A 17,125-nucleotide genomic window follows, 5' to 3' on the forward strand; every position below is an offset into this window, starting at 1 on the left:
GCGCACTGTGCCACCTCGGCGCGGAAGGCCAGTATGTCCGCCTTGGTGATCTCGCTGACAGGCCGGTCACCGAATGCGGGCAACAGGTGGCGGTTCAGGACCGCTCGGTTGCCCAACTGCGTGTTGCGACGCCAGCGGATCTCGTTCTCGCGCCACCAGGTGTCGGCGAAGTCTTTGAAGAGAGGTGTAGCGGCCCGATCGCTCGCCGACGCGTCGGAAGTGTCGCTATCGAAACGACCAGCTCGCCTACTGTCCGGGAAGTATCGGCGGTATTCGAAAGTGCCGAGAGTTATTTCGGCGTCCATCTTCTCCGCAACGGACTTCATGCGCTTGCGGTTCGCCTTCGTATCATCAAGCGCCGTGTATTCACGGCACCGCACGCCTCGATATTTGAAGTCGAAAAACAACTTGCCGGTGTCTTCACGATTTCTGACTTTAACCATTGCAGACACCCCCACCAGCCATCGGGATGCCGTAGTTTGTGGCATGGCCCGAGGGTTCTTGCGCATCCTCTGTGACGTGGTTTGCGTCATGCTCGCCCGCGGCAATTGGCGTTGATTCAACCTGGAGTTGCGGCTGCCGCATATCACGCTCGATCGCCTCCCAGATGTACAAGATCTTCCGGCCACCGAACGGCCTGAAGTAATGCTTGCCCTCAATGAGCACCGAGTCTTTCAACCGGTCGCGAATCGTTCGAACGTCATAGTGGATTCGTTCCGCCAACGCTTCGGTCGTGAGGTAGGTATTGTTCATGTTAAGCTCCATACGTTGCTTAGAACTGCCTTGCGTCGCGTTTACGCGACGCTTGATGTTCATATTACGCACCGCGTGTCGCTTGTCAACATCTTTTGTCGCGTTTGCGCGACGTATGGAGCGTTAAGTGTGATCCGCTTTAAGGTCAAAGAACTGCTTGCCGAAAAAGAATTCCAAGAGGGACGGGTCATTACGCTGGCGGAAGTGGCCAAGGAAACCGCTATCCATAGAGCTACCCTCTCCAAGATCGCCAACGAGCGCGGTTACAACACGGGTACCGATAACGTGGATCGGTTGTGCGCTTATTTCGGCTGCGAGATACAGGAATTAATGCAGCGAGTTCCTGAGTAGCGTTAGCGAGCAGTGCGGCCACAAGGCCCATAGCCTTACGGTCATTCAGCGCATAACACGCGGCAAGCTGTCCCTCGAACTGGCCCTGGATTGGCCCGCACAGGGCCCGGAGCGTAAAGCAGCACACTAAGGAACGGCGAGTATTAAACGAGTCGTTCTAGATAAACGGAGTCGCTAAAGGCGCTAAGCGATTGTTAGCGCGAAAAAAAAGACCACAAGCCGTCGGCTTCTGGTCTTCTTCTGATGGCGCGCCCGGAGAGATTCGAACTCCCGACTGCGGTTCGTAGCCGAAATTAGTGTCATTGTTTTGAATGCCATTATTTTTTTTCAGTCGACGTAAATCGATCTAAATCACTTAATTTTTATTGTATTTACGCTATTCTTTTGCGTAGTCATTCCCCGAATCACGCCTATTGTCGCTGACTAAGGCCGCGGGTTCGGCTACGCAAAAGGCGATGTCGTGGGCTCAACGCCAACCCCGAAAACTGACCGTATAGCGGCTTTCGCTCAGAACTGCGGCATACCAATCGTCGCCAACGAACACAGCGTCCGCGTTTCTCGTCTGACGCACCCCGCCCTGGCAATACTGGACAACGGATATGTCCCGAAAGGTCGGGTCATCGCGACCGAGTTACGGCGCTCGGTCGATCTGCTCGCCGATCTGTACTCCCGCGAGGAACACGAGCGCCTCGCGCAGCTGGCACAGCTAGCGGAGGCCTTTCATGTCCAGTTCCACCGAGATCCAACCCGAGCTCAAGGCAATATGCACCCGATGGCAGGTGCACTGGGCCTTTCCTATTATCACGGTGCTCTCGTTCCTCGCCGAGGCGAGCACGCAGCGCTGGGCATACTACGCGCCACTCTCCTTCGCGTAATCACCGCAAGGATGGGAGACGCCGCGACTCGGGCAGCAGCTCGACGTATCCGTGATGTCCTCACCATCGAGCCCACCAAAAAATTCGATCATGACGCGTCGCCACCTCTGGCTGATCGCTGGCACCCAGGAATCGACGCGAACGAATTCGAACGACTGGTCTCTCCTTACTTCGTTGAACAAGACGAATCGCCGAAGTGCTTCGCTCGCGCTGCGCTGACGCCCGCAAAGGGAGCGACTCCCAAAGCTAAAGGCATCCCGCCGACCTCTCCGCCGACCGAGCCTCCCGCGGGGCCAATACCACCTGATGAGCCAGGAACACCTCATACGCCGGGGCCTGTCGCGATTAAGACCCCGCCGGAGACGATTCGTCCCGGGGGGCTGGTCGGTATCCAGGATTTCCGAACACCGCCCGGCTCGCTTGACGCGCCGCCTGCAGATGAGATCCCGCCCGATGATTTGGAAGGCCTACAACGAGCGTTCACCCTAGATTTCTATCAAGACGAACACGAACCGCTCGAGGTCGGATCCAGCGACAGATTCGAATCCGCCACATTCGAGTTCGAGCAGGCGACCCGGCACCATCTGGAAGGTGCTCTGCTGCCCGATACGGACCGCACGCTCACAACCATAGAGGCCGGCAGCATATGGCGCCTCCTGATGGAGATCCTGGCATCCACACAGGACGAGACTCCCATGGATATGGCGGCGGCTCTTTGCGCATCGCTCATGCTGCTGACGGGCCGACGGCGGATCGAGTGTCTTCATGCGATGGTGAACTTCGCCCGGGGGATCGAGAGTACCGTCGCTGGCGCGGTGCATCTGACTTCGGAGACCTGGACGACCACGATTCAACCTCTGCCAGAGCTACGCGACCTCCCCTCGGAATGGTTCGAGGCGACCTCAGCGGGGCTACAACTTCCATTGCCTCCGCCGCTTTCACTCGCTCTATCAACATGGCGCGAACGTCTGACATCCGAAGAAATCTCGGCCCTCGGGCAGAGCGAGAACTGGCAGCGAGCATGGTTGGATTTGCGAAACCGGCTACGGCAGAGCTGTTCCCGGTTTACCGAGACGCGGTGCATTCACACACTTGCGGTTCAGACTTTTGCGCAGACCGGCCATCTGCGGGACGCTCAAATGTTATCGGGCTCTTCACTCGAGCATTCGACAGCGGCAGGACACTACTACGCTACTCCGGCCCACCGAATGACGTCCATATACTGCGACGCACTCCAAGCCATGGGAATCCAGGTTGAGAGTCGCGCGTTACCCGATCGACGCCTGATCGGCGCACCGCGGGCCGCTATTCAATGGGAGAAAGCATGCGAAGCGGTGGAGGCGATCACCGCGCGAACCGAAGACTCGGTCCGACTGAACAAGGCGCCCCTCGCAAAGGTGGTGGAAGGCACTCATGCTCTCGGCGCCTATCTTGCCGTCCTTTTTGGCGTCTGCACCGCCCACCGATTCACGTCATCCATCGGCGCGATGACCCGTCGCGATTTCCTAGTCTCCGACGCCGGCATGGGTCAGTGGAGCTTGGGCCTGGTCGATGACAAGTCCACCACACCCGAACTAGACGCCCGAATTTGCGTGCTGCCTCCCCTATTCACCGAGCAGTTGCACGCCTATCTTCGCCAGCTCGAGCGCGTCCAGCGCCTGCTGGCTGACCGAAAAGACGTCGACGCCTTGTTATTGGAACGGGTTCGCGCGGCATTGGATGGCACCGGTCCTTTGTGGTTCGCACGTGATGCAGAAGCCGCGACGGCCGACACGACAAGACTCGACCGAAACACGCTGGCCAGATTGTGGCCACAGTGGGCCATCCCCCTCCCGCTGATCCGGCATTTGTTTGCCAGCAATGCGCACCGCTTCGACATTGCCGGGTCCGATATCGCGCTGCAGATGGGCCATAGCATCGGAGACTCGACATTCGATGCCTGCGACCCGGATTCGCCAGCGGCGTTCGGCAATCGTATCGCCGCCAACGTGCAGCGCTACGTGGAGGCGCTCGGATTCCGACGGATCGGGGTCGCCCGGCGCTACGACCCGCCAGCGGCACTTGCGCCACCGCCTGCCGACACGATGATCGCCGAACACAAGCGGCTTGAAACAATGCGTCAGCGTCGTCGTGGCTTGAAGCTGCCAGAGCCGACGGAGGCCGAGTACCAGCGCGGCGGCGAATGGGTCGACGCATTCGCCGTCCATGCGGCGCCGGAAAACGACAGCGAGTGGTTGATCGAGCCGCAATCGATTCAGCAGTTACTCGCCGATTCGCAGGCCGAGCCGTTGGGCGTGCAGCAAGCCATACGCGCTCAACTGGCTGCGTTGCTCGCCCGTCGGCGCCAGACGGTATCGAACAGGCGGACGCGCCGACGCCCGTTCGTGCCGCAATTGCAATCGCCGGATAACAGCTATAACGAATTTTCGCGGCTCCATTTCGACGCGTGCCGTTGGGCGCTGGCCATAGAGGCCGCCGCGCTGGCGGCCCTCGATCGGGGCGTGCGCCATGATGAGGAAGATTCGACGCTGGCAGCCACTACGATACTGCTGGCCAGTTATGGCGCAGGCACGACGATTCCCCGTCTGCGCCACCTGCTGGATCCGGAGCTGCCCTTTCACACGTTCGAGCAATTCGACGCCGGCGTGGTTGCCGAAGTACCGCTCGGGCCAAGCGGCTCACGACAGCCGAACGGAGAATGCCAGATCCTGACCGGCGATTGCGTCGCACTCCTCTCGTACATTCGTCGCTGTCGTTCAAAGCCGGTGACTCAGCGACAGATCGAGAAAGCTCTGACCGAGCAGCCGGAACTCCGCACCTTGCTGCCTCAAGATACCGGAGCGAGTCTTGACGATGTTTTGGTGCTGATTGCCTTGGGCCGTCAGTGTCATATTCCCGGCACGCGCAGTGCCTGGGAACGCGGCGTACTCGACAGCATCGGGCCTTTACTGAGCCGGCTGGCCCCCCTCTTCTCGTCACGCGTCGAAGCGCCCGCCGTTCCCCCGCTTTCAAACACCTCATTCGCGGCAGGCGGCACGCTAATCAATCGCAAGAAAGCCCTTGCTGAATATCGGCGGCTCAGGCGCCTGACGCATGACATCGCCTCGGGACGCGATGTCGCGAACAATCGCCGCCGTCTGATCGAGCGTGCTCAGGAACTGCAGGACCGCTATGGATCGACCAGCCTCATCTCGATGCTGGCTGCGTTCGTCATCTATTTGCGCCAAAACCGCGGTCTTGCAGATAGGTCGGCCTACGATTACCTGACCACCCTCGGCACACGACTGATCCGTCGTCTCGGCGCCGGAGATATCCACGCCATGGATCCGGACGACCTGGAACAAGCGCTCAGGCACATCGCCGTCGAATCGAGATCCGGTGGTCAGCGAGCGAGCGCCAGTACCGTCGCCTCGGCAGCGTCTCATTTTTCCGAGATACTCGATCGCATCGGGGTCGAGATTGACCTGTCGAGGGCGTTCGATGGGCTGACGTTCAGCGCGCAACGCCATCCCGGCTACTTCTCGAATCAGGAAGAGAACGTCGCGATCGAGTCGGCCCTATCGTCGACCACGCATCGTGCACTCACGACGCTCTCAGTCGACACGACCGCAGACACCGCGACCATCGGAGAAGCCGGCGCCCTCATTCAGATGGCAACTGGCCTCCGACTGAGCGAGGTCGCCGGCCTGATGTCGCGCGATTTCGCCCTCGACAACCAGCAGTTGTCGATCCATGTGCACCCGATCAAGCGACGACAACTGAAGACGCTATCGAGCCGACGCGTCGTCGTGGCGCCGATCGCAGGCGGGATCGACCGACAACTGAAAGCGTTGCTCGAGCGACTACGCTCACGGATCGGGAACACGGGAGATCTTTTGCTGGCGCCTGATATCGGTACCGATGTACCGGCTATAGCGCGCACGATTTCGAGCGGATTTCGAGCCGCCGCCTCAACCCATATCGACGGCTCCAGCGCACGCGGGCACATCGCACGTCACAACGCCGCCACGGCCGCAGTCTTGGCGACCCATCCGAGTCGGATGACGCAAACCATGAGATTGCTCAAGCCTCTCGCGCATAGCGACGGTACTTGCCGCCGCCTCGAACCGCTCAGCCGCTTGCCTGCACGGCTTCAGTTTCGCTATCTGGCGAAACAGCTGGGGCATGGCACCCCCACTACGACGCTCACCTGGTACGCGCATGCGCTGCCTCTATTACATGCTCAGACCACCCCGTGGCTTGGTCTAACTCGCCAAACAGAAGCGAAGCTCCTCGGCCGTAAGGTCAGTGATATCGACCGATGGCGTGGGCGCCAGGGCGGCACACATATCAGTCACAATGACACGTTTCTGAACCGCTTCAATCCAGAGTGGATCCCGGCACTGATGCATCGTCGGGTTCGCATCACGCCCGAAGCGCAGCCCTCAGACACTCCTGACCCGGTGGACTTGTCCGAGCTATCGGGCGAGCTCGCCGCCTGTGTGGCGTTGACCGTACGCGAAGGCGTCAACGAGTACACGGCCTCAGGACACTGGGGGATCACGGTCGATCGGTACCGAGCCATCGTCGAGTTCCTGGGCGAGCGGGATCGCGGGCTGCAGATCGGATATTTGACCGGGCGCCGCATCAGGCCACGCCGCCATCTCCGGATACCCCGCGCTCACGATTTACGCCGCATCTTTCGCAGTATCGACCAGGCCCTGGAGCAGGGCTCTTTAGACAGCTTAGCCCTGCGTCGATGGCTATTGCGCCAACTGCCCACCGACAGCCGGGAGTTGGTATTCGACGACGAAACGATCGGCCTGGCCGATGCCGTACGACGTCATAAAAGAGCGACCACGACCGGGCAGCAGTCGACCGCCGCGATAATCGAGCTGCCACCCTCTGATCGGTCCCTGCTGCTGCTGATCGCGGCCGCGATCAGTTGGGCTCGTCACAACTGACGGGCGAGCGGCGAGCCATCGTCTTACGATGAAATTCGAGAGCTCACGCCCTGCCCTATGACGTGTAGTGGCCGCCGCTCGCAATAGTGTCGGCAGTGGAGGCCCGGCATGGCACACGCCAACTCAAGAGTTCAGAAGCACCGCGACGCCCCGCGAGTACTATCTGAGTCACTCACAGGCCTGATTTTTCCAAGTCTGGCTGCTCAGTTATCGGGGAGAGGGTCACTTATTCTTTCTAGCTCATGGATGCGCAAAAGATCCAGTTTTGGTGCCGGGTTATTCTATTGCTTCGAAATAATAGGGACTAATAGCGGGAAGATCAGAATGGCGCCAAGTTAAACCAATTCGACGGCGTAATTCCGTAGTTTGACGCGACTGATGCGGCGATACTGTCGCATACCAAACGCCACGCTTTATTTGCCCGGCTCTCATCTGCAAACGCGCCGTTGCAAGCTGCGATCGCGCCCTCAGAAATGGGCCGATGAACGGGCACGGATTCCACGTCCTTCGCTCAGTCAGCTCGGCGCGTGCTTCAGGCGCTTGATACTGTGGCGACAGCTACATCAGACCTGCCGGGGCGGTTTCAGCCGACGCCGATTATTTAGTCGCGAGAACACCTTCTCGGCATTCTTTTCACAGGTCCTGGATGCCAGGAGAGCTGGCCTATGCTGCATAGAGAAGTTTTACTGCTGCCCTGCGGATATACCGCACGGCGGGCCTCGGAGCCCGCCGTGCGATCGTTTCCCCGTCGCGGCGTTTATTACATCTCGCCGTTATTGAGCTTTTTCAGAGCCTGCTTGTACAAAGCGTAGTGATCGCCCTCGTCGGCCGCGATTTGCCGAAATACCCCGGCCACCTTGTGATCGCCAACGTTATCAGCCTGTTTTGCGAATTTGACATACATCTGCGAATTTTCGTAGTGCTCACGAGCCATGCTGCCGAGAAGGTTTTTCTTGTCGCTTTTAACTAGGCCGGCGGCATCCGCCTCACGGGCGAAATGCTCATAGGCCTCCACCTGGGAGTTCTGGTGGAATAGCTTGGCGAGATCCGGATGGCCCGATTTCCGTGCTTTTTCAGCGAAGTCTTGGTATTTGAGGTGGGCAAACGCTTCGCCATGCATCGCGTGCATGAGGTTCTCCTTCGTCTGCGGATTCAGAGAGTCACCCGCAAATACAGGGCTGACAAAACTCAGCCCGACGGCCACCAGTGAAATCGACAGAACGTTTCGCAATGTTTTCATGATTAATCTCCATTTGGCCCGTTAGGGTGTTTCGACTGGAGATTTCGAGTCTCAGTGAGCGACCTGACGAAAACCTGACCGCCAATCGATCCGAGCATGAAAGTTTTGTGACTGTCAGGATTTCGTCAGCTGGGAGAACGATAGTAATCCTCGAATACAGCAAGGGTTGCATTCATCAACCAAGGAGCGTTTCGATGATTTTGAGGAAGAGCGTGATTGCAGCCGCGTCGCTGCTGGCGATGACGGCGTTGTCAACCGCGGCGTTGGCGAGCCCGCAATGCACGGACAAGCCCGAGTCCAAATGGCTGAGCGAAAAAGCCATGAAGGCAAAGATCAAGCAAATGGGCTACGGCGAGATAAAGATTTTCCGCAAGACCGCGAGTGGCTGCTACGAGATCTATGGCTATACCGGGGACGGCCATCGCGCCGAGGTCTACTTCAACCCCATCGACGGCAGCGTCGTCGAGAAGAATGTGGACTGACCAGTATGGGGAGCCTCCAGGATGAAACGTCGTAAGGCGGATATGTCTGGTCCCGCGCGTGCCCAGGTCAAGGTCTGGGATCCAATAGTGCGGCTGTTCCACTGGATCGTGGTAACGGGCGTTACGCTCAACTATTTTGTTCTGGAGGCTGGCAAAACGGCGCACCGATATATGGGCTACATAGTCTTCAGCGCCTTAGTAGTTCGACTCTTGTGGGGTTTCGTAGGCTCCCGCTACGCCCGGTTCAGCGAATTCGTAGTGGGCCCGGCTATCGTGGCCGGGCACCTCGGTCGAACATTGCGATTACGCAGCCCGCGTTATATCGGTCATAACCCGGCCGGTGGCGCCATGATGGTCGTATTGATGATTCTGCTTGCCGCCATCTGCATCACAGGCTGGATGCAGACGCTGGATGCGTTCTGGGGTGTGGCGTGGGTTCAGAACGCGCATATGCTATGTGCTAACTCGATTATTGCGCTAGCCTTAATCCATGTGCTTGCGGCGATCTTGGAAAGCTTCGTCCACCGGGAGAACCTGATTCTGGCAATGATTACCGGTCGCAAACGCGCATCAACTACGTCGGGCCACGCCAATGAAACTTCTGCTGGTCGAAGATAACCGGCGCCTAGCGTTCTTGCTCGCGGATGCGCTGCGCGAGGAGGGCTTCACGGTCGACAGGGCAGAAACCCTGCGCGCCACCGGTGAATTGTGTGGCACCCAGCCATATGACTTGCTGTTACTGGATCTGGGAATGCCCGACGGCGACGGGCTGGATTTCGTTCGTAAGCACAGGCGGCGCGAAGACGCCTGCCCGATTCTAGTGATCACTGCCCGCGGTGCACTGGACGACCGGGTGGCGGGGCTGGACGTCGGTGCAGACGACTATATGGTGAAGCCCTTCGAGATCCCGGAGCTCGCGGCACGGTGTCGAGCGCTTCTGCGCCGTTCGGTGCCGGGATCTATCGCCAACCTGTCGTTCGCTAACGTGACGTTTGAGGTGTCCAACCGCGAGGTCCGCGTGGCGGATCAGCCGGTCAGCCTGGCGCCCCGCGAGCTCGATCTGCTCGAGCGTCTTATTCTCCGTGCCGGCCACGTCGTGCCCAAAGCACGACTGGAACAGGTCTTGTATACCCTTTCCGACGAGGTTAGTCCGAACGCCGTGGAGGCTTCTGTATCCAGGCTGCGAAAGCGACTCAGGCAGGCCGGGGCTGCAGTCGTTCTGCATACCGCGCACGGCGTCGGCTATGCCTTGGTCGCGAAGACATCGAAGCACGAAGATGTTTCGACCTGACAAATCCGCGGAGACCAGAGTGGACAGGTCCGTCAAGGATCGACGCTTCAGCCAGACCCTCCTGTTCAAGATGTCCTTGCGCATGGGGGGCGTGGCGGCGATTTTTTTCGCCATTCAGGTGGGGGCCGTGATCTGGATGTATGCGCACCGCCCGAACGAGCTGGACCAGTTGCTGGTCTCGGCGGAGGCCCACAGGATAGCCAGCGAACTGCGACAGACATCGCCTGGCGCCGAATTCTCCGTTCCGCCCGATCTGAAGAGGCCACTTTCAGGCAACACCCAACGGGCATTCGTGATACACGATCATCGTGGGCGCGTGGTGGGACGATACAACGACGGGGATCTACGGGGGGCCGACACGCCCCCTTCATCTTTCGTAAAGATCCGTACGCAGCGCGAGACGCTGAACGACCAATTTCTGCTCTCGGGAACCCGGCGTGTCATGGTGGACGGACATCCCCTGTGGGTGAGCGTGGCGATCCTCGGTCAGGGCTTCGAGCCTTTCATTCCCGTTATCTTCAACGAGATCCGCGTCCATGTTCTGTTTCCAGTTGTATTGATCACTTTGCTGTTTCTGCTTTTCAACTACGGCGTCGTCAAGCGCACATTGAAGCCGCTGAACGACACCACCGAGACTGTCAACAAGGTCGATCCCACGGACCCCTCCGCTAGAGTCCCCTCGTCGAGTTACTCATGGGAATTGCAGGCCCTTACGGAATCCACCAACCATATGCTCGAACGCGTGCAGCGATCCATGCATATGCTCCGGGATTTTTCAGGGAATGTGGCTCATGAGCTGCGCACGCCGCTCGCCATCATGCTGCTTACCATTCGTAAACTCCCGGATGACCAGTTCCGCGAAAGTCTCCACAGGGACGCGCTCGGTATGCGACGACTGGTAGAGCAGTTGCTTGACCTCTCCCAGGCAGAGTCGCTGAACGTTCAGCGGGACGCGGCCAGGGTGAATCTCGGGCAAGTGGCCCAGACCGTCGTCGGGGAGCTCGTTCCGCTCGCCTTATCGCGCCAGCGTTTCATCAATTATTCGGACGAGGGCGCTCCCGAGATAAGAGGGCACGAGGAGGCGATTGCTCGGGCGTTGCGGAACGTTGCCGAAAACGCGCTTGTGCACACCCCCGTGGATACCGGTATCGAGGTGACCAGCGGTCCCGGTCCCAGCTATGAGGTACGCGACCATGGGCCTGGCATACCCCAAGCCAGTCGCCACCGGGTGAAGGAACGATTCTACCGTGGTACTGGCGAGAAGTCCGGTGGAGCCGGCCTGGGTCTTGCCATCGCGACCACGATCGTCGAGGCGCATGGCGGGCGTCTCGAAATAGAGGACGCTGCTGATGGTGGCGCGCTGGTTAGGCTGACGTTCGTCGCGCAGTCGGGCGAACATTATGACTTGCAGCCGTCCCCGCCGGAGCGTCCAAGTGACGGCCCGAGAGCTCGAGGTCAGAGGAGAATGGCGCTAAGTTAAGGCTGCGCAGCGCGATAATCTCGTGGTCTGTGGCGGCAAGTACAGCGATAATATCGCATGCCAAACGCCGCGCTTTATCTGCCCGGCTTTCATCTGCAAGCGCTGCGCCGCAAACTGCGAGCGCGCCGTCAGCAATGAACTAATTGCGGGAACATGTCGCGATGCTGTCGATCGATGCCCGGCTCCGCATCGGATCGCGCTTCGAACGGACCGCGATTTGATCCATACCGACGGTTACGACCAAACACCCTATCGACCAGCGATCGGATCCGGCGTCCTGGATGATCCGCTGGGACGAAATCCGTCGCCAGCGCATGACCGCCAACAATGTGGTGGCTTTACCCAGCTAGGCGTCGGGTGGCAGTGCGTCGTGGACCGACGCCGCGTTGCCACCTTCCAGCACAGCCAGCGGTGTGGCGCCGTCAAACACGGGCAGCGGCGTGTTGAGCCAGCGCCAGGCGCTTTCATGGTCGGGAAACCGTGCCAGCACTTCGGCGAGTCCGAGGATGGGTTGACCCTCGGCATTGAGCTGGCCCGCCGGTAGACGCCAGCTTCCTAGATCGGAGTCCTTCCAGCCGATGAGCTGGCCGCGCCGAACGCGATTGCGAACGGTCTGGCCGGACTTGACCCCGATGCGGACGGCGAACTCGTTCACGTTGAGCAGTTCAGCGGCATCAGGTGCCGCCGCGGCGACCGCGGGCGCCTTGGTCCGCCTGGCCGCCCTGGTCCGCGTGGTCGCCGTGGTCGGCTCCGGTCGCTTTGGTTCGGGTCGCTGCGGCTGAGGCGCGGACGCCCCGCACACGATATTGATCAGCCGCTCGGCCCTGTCCTCAACGCCGACCTGGCGAGCCGCCAGACGCGCAAGCCGCAACAGGTTTTGCCTGATCGCCAGCCGACTCATTCCGTGTCTCCCGGCGCGATGACACCCGGTTGGCCGGGCCTCGATCCAATGACGTTCTGGGTCACCATATCCACTTCCATAATGCAGATCCCATCCATGCCGGCCCATCATACCGCGGTGATCCGCTATCCGGCTTCGTGATCGGCCGCAATACCAATGAACGCGGGAGTGGTGGAGTCGCCAGCGGAACTACCCCGCCAGGCGCTCACAGATCCGGAGTGAACCTCTCGATTCATCCGGCTCTTCTCATCCAGCGGTTTAGCCGTACACAAACTCCCAATGGCCAAACAAACTCGGATGGTGTGCCCGGTATCGGGCAAGCCACTTCAGGGATCGATTGTTCGATCCACGCAGATGCCGAAATTTCTTGCAGGCCCATTTTTCAATTCGATGATCCAGGCGCCACAGGAAGCGCTTCAATAACCCGGGATAGAAAGACCCGTAATAATTGATACAGCCTCGGATCGTGGGATTGAGCCACCGTGCCAGATCATCCAGGGACAGTTCCGACAGGCGCGGGAACCGCCACCCGCGGATGACATCCCCCATTCGCTTGAGCGATCGTGGGCTCACGGCCGGATGAAATCCCGAGAATAACCAGCCACGGCGATTCATTTTCGTTTCGGATGACCATGCCGGGCTCAAGGCCGCTCGGGCGGCCGTGTTCCCGGCAGGGGGACCCCACCGGCGCGATGCGGGCGCGCCAGATTCAGCGCATCGCGCCGGTCGGTCTTGAGCCGATCCGTGGCACGGCGCGGCATCAAACCGGTGGCGACCACGATACAGTCGCGGCCCATCTGCGCGACTGACGATGCAGGCCGTAGCCGCCCGTCCCGGCTCCGTAGCACACACCCAGCACTTCACCATCCGGCGACAGCTTGTGCATCAGGCGATTGAGCGCCGTCCGCGTATTGGCAATCTCGCCACGGTAAACCGGCTCGGCGCGACCAGCGGCTGCCACAGCCACCGCGATCGTTTCCTTGTGGACATCCAGACCGACGTAAACGCTAAACTCGACCCTGACCCGCCCTGCTCAATGTGGCTCTGCTTGGAAACGATCCCGTCCTCAACGTAACCCACGAGCGTTGAGGACGGGCAGGTCAATCCATGGTGTCGAAGGCCGTGGAGGGAATCCTCAGCGCGGCAGCGCTTTGGGCGGTCAACAGCAGTGCTGTTGGCGACGATTCAAGTCATCGCTACAAATTAGTACGCCCGTCGTTCAATGATATGGCGACAAGAGCATCTATTTCTGATTTGCGTGGCTTTGACCCCGGCGCTCGGACTGCGACTCGTCCCCCTACCATTGCTCTCTGTGTAGAGTCCTGCCATGTACCACTTCCCCCGTCTTTGCATCGAGGAACAGCGTTTTCGCGCGATGCTCATGACCAAAGGCGAACATATCCTCCAAACTGCCGGCTTTGGCGTCGAATGATTGGTTCCCGATGCGACCTGTCTGCCAGTTGTCTTCTATGAAGCGGAGAATCGAGCTGGTATCAGTAACCGAATGCGCAACAAAATTTGTCTTCGCATACGGCGATATCACCAGCAATGGCTGACGCGGCCCATAGCCGCAACGATCTTCGTAGATTTTCCCATTGGTTTGGCCACACAGCTTAGAACCGTCGAGCGTATCGTTTATCGGGTCGCTGGATTGGCTGATGATCGGCCCCATCACATGGTCGTACCAACCATCGGAATCATCATAGGCAATAATGATCGCAGTATGCTTCCATTGCGGTAGCCGCTGAATACGATTAATCGTATGCACGAGAAAATGCTGCTCGTCCAACGGGTCGGATGCGCTAGCGTGTCCGGACTGGTAAAAGCTCGGCTTAAGAAAGGAAACCGCTGGCATATTGCCGGCCTTTGCGGCTTTCCAGAAGTCGTCCAGATCATATTGGTGGTTGGCCTGGTCGGAATGACCTATCATCCGGACAGAACTCGGTGGCAGATGAGCCGGGTTCGATGTCGACTTGTAGAACTGGAAGGGTTCAATAAACGCGATGTAATCGTCAATCGTGGCCCCCGCAATATTCATATGTGAGGAGTCGCAGACCGGGCTGCCGTCCTTTTGACGCGCGGTGGGCTTAAACCCGCCGGAAAACCAACCCCATGTGATTTTTTTGTCGTTGAGCAGATCGCCGATATTTTGCCCGGTGAGTTTAATCTGGTTATTTGGGTTAGCGCAGTCATCGAACTTCGGAGACGGATTGCCTATGACGGTGCCGTTGGCAACACCGCCTGCATTGGCTGGTATCGCGCCGTGGGTTTGGCCGCTTATGAGGTTGATATGACCAACAGCGGAAGGCCCGAACGTCGTGTCGAAAGTGTTATCGCTCATCGCGAAATGTTGGGCGTAATTCCACATCGCTGTGACAGTGTTGCCATCGTAATAGTCCATCACCGTCGACCCGCCGCCACAGCCCGTGGACTGCACGAACTTGTTCATTAGCCCGCCGTTGAACGCGTTCTGCTCAGCTTTGTAGCCATGATTGTTGTCGCAGGTCACCGCTTGGCTACGGGGTAGTCTTTGCGGGTTGGCCTTGTTGGGATTATTGGTCAGTAATTCCTGCGTCAAGCCGTTCACGGACGGGGTATCCGCTCGTGCGTGAAACTGGGGTACGCCGGCTGGATTCTTTGCTTTCGGATAGGTCCCAAAATAGTGATCGAAGGAAATGTTCTCGTCGAAAATCACCACAACATGCTTGATCGGCGTCGTCGTCTGGCCCTGCTGATTCGAATGATCATGGTCGAAACGATTGTGTTCATGCTGCGCGAACGCAGGCGTGGCGGCCAGACACGCGGCGAGGGCCGCGCTGCCCAACGACAGTTTCATATTCACTGGATGCGTCATTGAATTCCCCAATGGCAGTTATTGTTGCGGCTCTTCGCGAGCTCTGAACGGGCCTCTGACCTCGGCGCCGTCCAGCAAGCAGGGAGGCGCGCCCAAGGCCGACACACCAGTCCGCGACCGATACCACCTGGCATTAGCCAGACTTGAGAAGCTAATGAACGCTCATGACGGCTTGATGATGCCCGGCAAAAAAGGACAACCCACCAGACATGTCACCCGCGTGAACAGCGAGCCTGCAGACGCAACGATGCAGGCCGATCGGATGACCAAGATCAGGAAGTGGGCGGAGAGCCAGGCGGCCTTCTGTGCCGCCCACAGCCTGTCGCAGATGAGCTTTCAGCACTAGAAACGACGCCTGAAGTCGTCAGCATCGCCGGTCTAGGGCGCTGCTGAAATAGCGCCCTAGGAGTCCGCGCCGTAGGAAGAAACCCGGTTGCTTATGCACGGATTCATGGCGGTTCATTATCCAGATGGTCGAGCGGCTGCGGTCGATAGCGTCATGGCCGACAAAGACGGCGTTTCAAGGGGCACGAATGAGCGCGTTGGGGCCCTACTCGAAGACCATCAGCGGTCGCATACGGCGTAGGTTGGTCGCCAGACATACCAAGTCCCATTCACCGGCCGCGCCTTGTTGGCCTCGGATCGAAAATCGGCGGAAGCCCAGCACTTGCTTGATCCAGCCGTTAACGGCTTCGACGATATGTTTGCGTTGACGATAAGTCTCGCGACCGTCCGGCGTGGCGAGCTTGGTCTGCATGCGGTGCGTCGCCGGGTGGCGTTGGCCATCGATTGTGGCGGTTGTCCTGCCTTCGCGCCCCAGGGCAACGTAGGCGTCGATACCGCGGGCTTCCAACTGCGCCAGGTCGGCTTCCTTGCGATAGCCGGCATCGGCCAGAAGCCGTTGCGGGCGCCCACCGAGCGTCTGCTGGGTCTGGTCCAGTACCGGCAACAGCTGACCGCGATCGCTGGCGATGGGCGTCAGCTCATTCGCGATGATGAGTTGAAAGTCGCCGTCCACGGCCAACTGGCCGTTGTAACTGTACTGATAGCCGTGGGCGGTGGGCATAACGCGTGCTTCGGGATCAGTGAGACTGGTCTGGGCCCGGTCCTCGGGCACGCCATAATCTCGCTTGTACGAGGGGCCGCGCCCGCTGGGCGGTCGGCGCCCGTCGTCGGGCCGGCGCCCGCGCGCCTCGTCGGCGGCCTGCTGCTCGGCTTCCAGCCGGGCTTTAGCCTGCTGGATCCGATTCAGACGGGTCTGCTTGTGACGCAGTTCGTCGGGCACTTCATCGCCGCGGGCCTCGGCGCCGTAGCGGGTATCTTCCGCGTCATCCCGATCACGCGCTGTCGTACACAGACCATCGATCTCGGCGCGCAAGGTCTCGGCCTGTTGGGTCAGCCGATCGTAGCTCATGGCTTTATGCTTGCTGGCGTTGGCCCCGACCTTGGTGCCATCGATGGCGACCGTGCCCAGACGGGCCAGGCCGAGCTCGCCGGCCAGTTGCACAACGGTCACGAACAACGCCTTGAAGTCGGTCAGATGCCGCTTGCGAAACGCGCAGATCGTGCGGTGCTGCGGAAAGTTGTCCGCCGCCAGCACACGATAGGCCACGTCATCTTCGAGTTTGGCGGCGATCCGGCGCGAAGAGAACGTGCCCGTGGCGTAGGCGTAGATCAGCACCTTGAGCATCATGCGGGGCTCGTAGGGCTGCTTGCGCCGGCCGTCACCGGCATACGGCGCGTAGAATGCGCTCAGATCCAGCGTGTCGATCAGTTCGCTGATGAAATACGCCAGATGATCGGCCGGCAGCCAGTCATGCAGACTCGGGGCCAGTAATAAATCCTGATCTGGTGCGTAAGAGCGAAACGTGGTCGGCATGGCTTGGCTCTCCAGCTTTGCTTGGCGCTATTGTCTCAGAGACACGTTTCTACGGCGCAGACTCCTAGGACTCCCG

General features: G+C 59.6%; 13 protein-coding genes and 1 pseudogene. 7 read left to right on the top strand and 7 right to left on the bottom strand.

Translation table 11 applies throughout. From position 1 onward, the window contains the following. Together ACS8Y6_RS17320 and ACS8Y6_RS17325 are read right to left on the bottom strand one after the other, a co-directional pair. Positions 1-443, bottom strand: a 443-nt coding sequence (locus ACS8Y6_RS17320) for an Arm DNA-binding domain-containing protein (RefSeq protein ID WP_440856157.1), incomplete at its 3' end; no start/stop codon positions are given. A gap of 94 nt (positions 444-537) precedes the next feature. Then, positions 538-753, bottom strand: a pseudogene (locus tag ACS8Y6_RS17325) (hypothetical protein); the annotation flags it as partial. A gap of 129 nt (positions 754-882) precedes the next feature. Between ACS8Y6_RS17325 and ACS8Y6_RS17330 the strand changes: the two are divergent. Then, entirely contained in the window at positions 883-1,104 is a 222-nt protein-coding gene (locus ACS8Y6_RS17330; RefSeq protein WP_440851550.1) for a helix-turn-helix domain-containing protein, read from the top strand. Positions 1,105-1,564: 460 nt separating this feature from the next. Next, a complete protein-coding gene (locus ACS8Y6_RS17335) occupies positions 1,565-6,922 on the top strand; it encodes a hypothetical protein (protein WP_440856158.1) in 5,358 nt (1,785 codons plus the stop codon). Positions 6,923-7,682: 760 nt separating this feature from the next. On the opposite strand, the gene ACS8Y6_RS17340 is transcribed toward ACS8Y6_RS17335, so the two are convergent. Then, positions 7,683-8,162: a rubrerythrin family protein gene (locus tag ACS8Y6_RS17340; RefSeq protein WP_440851547.1), complete on the bottom strand. Its 480-nt coding sequence runs from the start codon at positions 8,160-8,162 to the stop codon at positions 7,683-7,685. Between the two features lie 194 nt (positions 8,163-8,356). On the opposite strand from ACS8Y6_RS17340, the gene ACS8Y6_RS17345 reads away from it, so the two are divergent. Genes ACS8Y6_RS17345 through ACS8Y6_RS17360 form a run of 4 tightly spaced genes read left to right on the top strand, consistent with a single transcriptional unit; the run spans position 8,357 to position 11,415 of the window. After that, entirely contained in the window at positions 8,357-8,644 is a 288-nt protein-coding gene (locus tag ACS8Y6_RS17345; RefSeq protein ID WP_440851546.1) for a PepSY domain-containing protein, read from the top strand. Between the two features lie 21 nt (positions 8,645-8,665). After that, entirely contained in the window at positions 8,666-9,262 is a 597-nt protein-coding gene (locus ACS8Y6_RS17350; protein WP_440851545.1) for a cytochrome b/b6 domain-containing protein, read from the top strand. Next, positions 9,237-9,935, top strand: a complete 699-nt coding sequence (locus ACS8Y6_RS17355; protein ID WP_440851544.1) for a response regulator — start codon at positions 9,237-9,239, stop codon at positions 9,933-9,935. The genes ACS8Y6_RS17350 and ACS8Y6_RS17355 overlap by 26 nt, the downstream gene beginning before the upstream one ends. Before the next feature lie 19 nt (positions 9,936-9,954). Then, the gene (locus tag ACS8Y6_RS17360; RefSeq protein ID WP_440851543.1) at positions 9,955-11,415 is read left to right on the top strand and encodes a sensor histidine kinase; all 1,461 of its coding nucleotides are present in this window, start codon (positions 9,955-9,957) and stop codon (positions 11,413-11,415) included. Positions 11,416-11,761: 346 nt separating this feature from the next. On the opposite strand, the gene ACS8Y6_RS17365 is transcribed toward ACS8Y6_RS17360, so the two are convergent. The 3 genes from ACS8Y6_RS17365 to ACS8Y6_RS17375 form a co-directional block, all read right to left on the bottom strand. Next, entirely contained in the window at positions 11,762-12,316 is a 555-nt protein-coding gene (locus ACS8Y6_RS17365) for an antitoxin Xre/MbcA/ParS toxin-binding domain-containing protein (protein ID WP_440851542.1), read from the bottom strand. A gap of 258 nt (positions 12,317-12,574) precedes the next feature. Next, a complete protein-coding gene (locus ACS8Y6_RS17370; RefSeq protein ID WP_440856159.1) occupies positions 12,575-13,183 on the bottom strand; it encodes a group II intron maturase-specific domain-containing protein in 609 nt (202 codons plus the stop codon). A gap of 430 nt (positions 13,184-13,613) precedes the next feature. Continuing rightward, positions 13,614-15,170 (bottom strand): alkaline phosphatase family protein, encoded by a 1,557-nt coding sequence (locus ACS8Y6_RS17375; RefSeq protein ID WP_440851540.1) that lies wholly within the window; start codon positions 15,168-15,170, stop codon positions 13,614-13,616. A 154-nt stretch (positions 15,171-15,324) separates the two neighbouring features. On the opposite strand from ACS8Y6_RS17375, the gene ACS8Y6_RS17380 reads away from it, so the two are divergent. Continuing rightward, on the top strand, positions 15,325-15,516 hold the full coding sequence (locus tag ACS8Y6_RS17380; RefSeq protein WP_440851539.1) for a hypothetical protein: 192 nt from the start codon (positions 15,325-15,327) through the stop codon (positions 15,514-15,516). A 204-nt stretch (positions 15,517-15,720) separates the two neighbouring features. On the opposite strand, the gene ACS8Y6_RS17385 is transcribed toward ACS8Y6_RS17380, so the two are convergent. Further along, positions 15,721-17,049, bottom strand: a complete 1,329-nt coding sequence (locus ACS8Y6_RS17385; protein WP_440851520.1) for an IS1182 family transposase — start codon at positions 17,047-17,049, stop codon at positions 15,721-15,723. Between the last annotated feature and the right edge of the window lie 76 nt (positions 17,050-17,125).

Origin of the sequence: Salinisphaera sp. RV14, from assembly GCF_052044135.1 — a bacterium.
Classification (GTDB): domain Bacteria; phylum Pseudomonadota; class Gammaproteobacteria; order Nevskiales; family Salinisphaeraceae; genus Salinisphaera.